This is a genomic window from Planctomycetota bacterium (assembly GCA_038746835.1).
Taxonomy (GTDB): Bacteria; Planctomycetota; Phycisphaerae; order Tepidisphaerales; family Tepidisphaeraceae; genus JBCDKH01.
In genome coordinates, this window is record JBCDKH010000029.1 from 21,433 (window position 1) to 27,432 (window position 6,000).

General features: G+C 65.0%; 4 protein-coding genes. 1 reads left to right on the top strand and 3 read right to left on the bottom strand.

Annotation, left to right across the window (positions count from 1 at the left end):
- Window positions 1-470: 470 nt before the first annotated feature.
- Window positions 471-3,680: a proline dehydrogenase family protein gene (locus AAGI46_05115; GenBank protein MEM1011585.1), complete on the bottom strand. Its 3,210-nt coding sequence runs from the start codon at window positions 3,678-3,680 to the stop codon at window positions 471-473.
- 8 nt (window positions 3,681-3,688) lie between these two features.
- Entirely contained in the window at window positions 3,689-4,630 is a 942-nt protein-coding gene (locus AAGI46_05120) for an MBL fold metallo-hydrolase (protein MEM1011586.1), read from the bottom strand.
- An 80-nt stretch (window positions 4,631-4,710) separates the two neighbouring features.
- Here AAGI46_05120 and AAGI46_05125 point away from each other — a divergent pair, with 80 nt between their 5' ends.
- On the top strand, window positions 4,711-5,274 hold the full coding sequence (locus AAGI46_05125; GenBank protein ID MEM1011587.1) for a hypothetical protein: 564 nt from the start codon (window positions 4,711-4,713) through the stop codon (window positions 5,272-5,274).
- Here the strand turns inward: AAGI46_05125 and AAGI46_05130 are convergent.
- The coding region (locus AAGI46_05130; protein ID MEM1011588.1) for an exodeoxyribonuclease VII large subunit at window positions 5,275-6,000 on the bottom strand (726 nt) is incomplete at its 5' end.

A 6,000-nucleotide genomic window follows, 5' to 3' on the forward strand; every position in this document is an offset into this window, starting at 1 on the left:
GATCCGCAAGTAGATCAAAGTTCGAGCTGCACGCTGAGCGCATTGTCATGCTGCTATCACGGCCAAGAGCAGGATCGAAGTTGCCAGGAGAAAGAGGAGACTCACTCGACGTCTGAGTCCTGTCTTTGACGACGTTGCGCGAGAAGGATTTTTCGGGTCGTACCAGACCGACACCGTGTCGCCGACAGTACGATGTGGTGCATCACTGTTGAGGTCCCAGAACTGATGGGTCGTCCCATCGGGTTGCTCGAAACTGATTAGTTGTCGTGGGATGCCATCGGTGTCGTGATCAATCTCCGCGACGCGTCCTTCTGCTTCAGTGGTACAAAGACGAAGGCGACGCAACGCACCGGCTGCGATTGTTGCAATGAAGAGCGCGATCACAAGACCCGCGTAGAAACCGGGTGAGGGCCAAGGTTCTTGTATTGCTGGCGGCATTGGCGTTCTTGCTCCATCAAGATGCATCCTCGCTAACCCAACTCTGGCGCGAAGCCGCGGCGAATGGTGTTCTCCGTGACGACGCGGGGGACGACGAACTGTTGGAGGTAGTCCCTGCCGCCGGCTTTGGTGCCGAGGCCGGACATGCCGAAGCCGCCGAAGGGTTGGCGCGCGACGAGGGCGCCGGTCGAGCCGCGGTTGAGATAGAGGTTGCCGACGGCAAACTCGCGGCGGGCACGGTCGAGGTGCGACGGCTTTCGCGTGTAGACGCCGCCGGTGAGGCGATAGGCGTTGTCGAGGGCGAGCTGCAACGCTTGGTCGAAGTCGCGAGCGCGGATGACGGCGAGGACGGGACCGAAGATCTCGTCGGTCGCGATGCTCGCTGACGGGTCGACGTCGACGAAGATGTGCGGACAGATAAGTGGTTTGCCACCCGTTTCATAAGTTCCCTGCAAGCCCCGAGCGGGAGCGAGGGGTTCTAGACGATCGTCAGAAACCCCTCGCTCACGCTCTGGGCTCGCGACCGGATGGACGCATCGTGCTTCGGTTCTTCCGCGCCCGATGTAGTGCTCAATCTTGCGACGTGCGCCGTCGTCGATGACGGGTCCGACGTCGGTCGCGGGGTCGAGCGGGTCGCCGATGACGAGGCTTTTGGTGCTTTCGACCAGACGCTCGACGAAGGTGTCGTAGACGGACCCGACGACGATCGCCCGGCTACAGGCGCTGCACTTTTGCCCCGCGAACCCGAAGGCCGAGTCGCGGACGCCGACGACGGCTTCGTCCAGGTCGGCCGAGGCGTCGACGAGGATGGCGTTTTTCCCGCCGGTTTCGCAGACGACCTGGCGAGCGAGCATGCCCGTCGGCGGATGCTCGACGGCGTCTTTCAGGATGCTCCGCCCGACTTCTGCGCTTCCGGTGAAAGCGACCATCGCGACGTCGGGGTGACGAGCGAGGTTCTTGCCGATCGTCTCGCCCTCGCCGCAGAGCAGCTGCACGACCTCCTTCGGGACGCCGGCCTTGTGCAGGATCTCTACGAGTAGCCCCGCGATGCCGGGCGTCTGCTCGGCCGGCTTGAGTATCGTCGGGTTGCCGCAGACGACTGATGCGACCGTCATGCCGCACGCAATGGCGAGCGGAAAGTTCCACGGGCTGATGACCGCACACACGCCGCGCGGCTCGACGCGTTCTTCGTTGTGCTCGCCGACGAACCGGCCGAGGCGTTTGGGCTCGAAGAGCGCGACGGCCTCGCGGGCGTAGAACTCGCAGAAGTCGATCGCCTCGCACACGTCAGCATCGGCTTCTCGCCACGGTTTTCCGGCCTCCTTGATGATGACGCCGGTCAGCTCGTCGCGATGCTTTCGCATGAGGTCGGCCGCCCGCGTCAGGTAGCGGGCGCGGTCGAGCACCGGCGTGTGTCGCCAGGAAATAGAGCTCTTCTTCGCCATGCCGACGATGAAGTTGGAGTGAGCCGTGTCGTTGATGATCTCTTGGTCGACATCGATCTCGTGGTTTGCGACCTCGGCGAAGACGTGGCCTTGCTTGTCGATGTACGGGGTGCAGGCGTCTTGCGCCTTCTTGGCGAACGCATCCCGTTGACCTCCCTCGGCGAAGTCGCGGAGCGGCTCAGTGAAAAACGCTGGCGGATCGAAAGCGTCGACAGATGCGGACAATTGATGGTGCTTCGAGCCCCGAGCGTGAGCGAGGGGTTGCGGTCGCGATTGCCCAACCCCTCGCTCACGCTTGGGGCTCGCGATTGGTTTCTCAAGTAGTGTCTCCGCCGACGCGTCGCTCATGAAGCCGGCTTTGAGCCACGACTCGTTGCTCGTGTTTTCGAGCAGTCGCCGAACGAGGTAGGCCATGCCGGGGACCATCTCGCCGACGGGGACGTAATCGCGCACGCGAAGGCCTCGCGTGGTCGCCGCCTTCTTCAGCGGGTCGGCCATGCCGTAGAGCATCTGCAGTTCGATCGCCGACGTCGGCAGGTCGCGCTCTTCCAACGCCGCCAACGCGACGGCGATGCTGCGGACGTTGTGCGAACCGAGCGCGAGCTTCACGCCGCCGGGGGTTCCCGGTGCCACCGCATCTTTGCGGTGTCGGGGGTCGGCCGGCGTGCGGCACTGCAAGGATGCAGTGGCACCAGAGTCGTCCGCGTCGGGCGTCGATTCGATGAACAGCCGGCTCATCCGCTCGAAGCAGGCGTCCGTTTCAGCCTTCGTCGCCCACACCGGCTGCGGCCAGCCCATCTCTTCGGCGTGGATCGTCTCGTAGTCCCAGTACGCCCCCTTCACCAGCCGAACGGTCACCGTCTTGCCAGTGCGCTTGGCCCACTCGATGACGTTCTGCGCGTCCGCGTCGCCACTCCGCAGGTAGGCCTGCATCGCCAATCCGGCGTCGAAGTCGACCGTCTCGCAGCACCGCTTGAACAGTTCGATCGTCAGGTCCTTCGTCGCGAAGGACTCCATGTCGAAGTTGATGAACACGCCGCGATCGCGGGCGGCTTTGAGGATCGGGACGATCCGCTTCATCGACTCGTCGATGCAGCGGTCGAAGGCGATCGGGTCGAACTTCGCGACCAGGCTGCTGCACTTGATACTGACGTTCGTCCGCGGGATCGGGCCGAGGTGATCGTGTTCGAGCCGTTCGTTTGCAGGCCAGTCGTTAACCCACGTCGGCAGGTTCTCGACGAGATCGAGGTACTTGCGTTGATACGCGTCGGCCTCGGCGTCGCTGATGCACGCCTCGCCGAGCAGGTCGACGCTGAAGCAGAGCCCCTTGTCCCACATGCGGCGTAGCTTGTCCTTCGCGTCGGCCGCGTCGGTGCCGGCGATGAACGTCTCGGCCATGCCGGTGATCTGCTTCGCCATCGTCTTGGCGACGGTGCCCTTCATCGCCCCGCCGGCCTTGAGCCCGACGTTCATGCCCGGCGGCGGCTTGACGCCCGGCTGGCTCATGAAGTCGACGAGGTGCTCGTAGATCTCGTCCGGCGTCTTGAAGTTCGGAAACGCGTCGACGAACCGGAACAGCTGGACCTTGAAGGCTTGGTCCTTCATTGACCAGTCCATCAGCTTGTCGTTCCAGAACCGCTTAGACAGCAGGCCGTCCTGCTTCGACCGCGCGTCGGCCAGGAACGCTCGCCCGATCTCGAAGACACGCTTCTCGAAGGCGTCGTCGAACGTCGGCGACGCCCGACCATTGCTCGAAGGAGCCGACCGCCCGAACAGCGACGACAGGAGCGAGGCCATCCGAAATGCTACGCCGACCCGTCCTTGTGCTGCCCCTGCGGACCGGCGGCGGCGTCGCCGGATTCGGCGGAGTCGCGGAGGTCCATCAGGAAGTGGACGCGGTCGAGGAGCGACGCGTCGGTGACAGCATCTTTCAGCAGACGCTTTGCCCGACCGAGGCCGGTGCGGCGGCTGAGGTGGAGCAGGACGACGTGCTCGTTGTTCAGCCGCGGCAGGTAGTTCGCCAGCTCCATCGCGTGCAGATGTCGGCCGGCCTTGGCGGTGCGTTTGTGGTCGGGCTCGAAGAACGTGCACTCGGTCAGCAGGATCTGTGCTTCAACGACGTCGGGCTCCTTCCAGACAGGGCCGGCACCGGTGTCGCCGAGGTACGTGACGATCGGCACTTCCTTCACGTATTGAATTTCGACGCCCTCTTCCTTGAGTTTGCGAATCTGGTCGCTGGTGCGGTCGTGGTATTCGTCCTTGAGCTTGTGGCGAATCGAGATGGCGGAGTAGCCGAGGCTCGGGCCGCCGTGGTGGGTTCGGTGGCAGCGGATGCCGAAGTCGTTTCGGACGCGGAACATCTGGCCGGGCCGCATCTCGACGAGGTCGTACGGCGTCTGCTGCCGCTCGATGCGACGCCACGCCAGCAGCATGTCATCGACCGGGTCGGCGATCTCGGCCGGCACGAGAATCGTCGGCGGCTTCAGGCCCTGGAAGTAGCGCTGGCTGATGAAGTAAGCCAAGCCCGCCAGGTGGTCCATGTGGGCGTGGCTGATGCAGAGGATGTCGCTGGTCAGTGCGAACTGCGGGGTTCGGCCGCAGTCGAAGCAGATGCCGAGCTCTGGCACTTGTACGACGGTCTCTTCGCCTGCGACGCTGTAGCCGACGACGGAATACGGGCCGAACTGCAGGCGTGCGAATTTCTGGCTGAGGAAGGAGCGTTCGGGCACGTCGGGCAGATTCGCCATCACCGCGGAACCTAGCCCGACGCCGCCGATGCCACAACTTGCGCGTTCCCGAGGCATCGTCAGGGCTCTATGTTTTGCGTATGGAATCCAGCAACGGCACGCCTTCTGCGGGCGACGACATCAAGGCCAAGGCCCAGGCCGTTGCGAGCCGGGCGGCGGACCAGGCGGGTGTCGTCGCGGCCGAGGCTGCCGAGAAACTCAAGGCGGCGGCGAAAGACCAGTGGCAGCTCCTGCGGGAGCGTGCACCGGAGATCATCCACCCCACGCCCGAGGCGGCCGCGGAGTCCAACGCTCGGCGAACGGAGGCGAACATCGCGTTCTTCAAAGAGAATCCGTCGATGATTGCGTCGCGTCTGGACGAGCTCGACACCGAGTGGGACACGACGCGTGTCCTGCAGGTCGTCACCAGTGGCTTGACGCTCGGGGCGTTCTGGCTGTCGCTGACCAAGAGCCGTGCCTGGTCGCTGTTGACCGCAATCCTCGCAGGCGGTGCGCTGCACCACGGCCTGGTCGGCCAGAGTCCGGCGGACGATCTCGTTCGCCGGCTCGGGTTCCGGACGCGCGACGAGATCGAGTTCGAGCGGCGAGCACTCCTGCGGATCGACTTCGTCGACAACCAGACTCGTCTCGGCGAGGCGGAGTGATCAGCCCTCAGCTTCGACGCGGCTTTTGAGCGTGCCGTCGGCGAGTCGCGTTTCGATCGTCGTGCCGGGCGGGGCATCGGCCTGGCGTTGGACGACGCGGCCGTCGACCGTGGTCGTGATGCTGTAGCCGCGCGCGAGGACGGCGAGCGGACTGAGGGTTTCGAGCGTCCGTTGAGCCGCCTGCAGCTGCGATCGCCGGGCCGCGATCTGTCGCGACGGTGCGTTGGCGGCGAGTCGTGCCTGTTCGCGTGTGAGGCGATGGCGCACGCTGGCGACGAGCTTCTGCCGGACGCCATCGAGCCGACGTGAGAGCGTGTCGAGCGTTGTCCGCTGTCGACGAAGCTGCGCGGCCGGTTCGAGCTGGCGAAGCTGATCGCGGACGCGCGCGAGCCGATCGCCCTGCCGACGCCGGTGACGTTCGAGGGCGTTGCTGAAGGCGGATGTCGCAAAGTCGAGATCGCGTCGCCGTCGCTCGACCAGCTCTTCGGGACGGCGAAAGGCCTCGTGGCGTCGGACCTGTATGAGCGACGTCCGAGCCGCTTCCATCGTCCGACGAAGGTCGCGCCGCAGCACGATCGCCAGCCGATCGACGTCGTCTGCCGCGCGGGACCAATGTTCGATGATCGTCCGCGCCGCCTGCGTCGGGGTGTGGGCGTGCACGTCGGCCACGCCGTCGCTGAGGCTGACGTCGGTGTCGTGGCCGATGCCGGTGACGACCGGAATCCG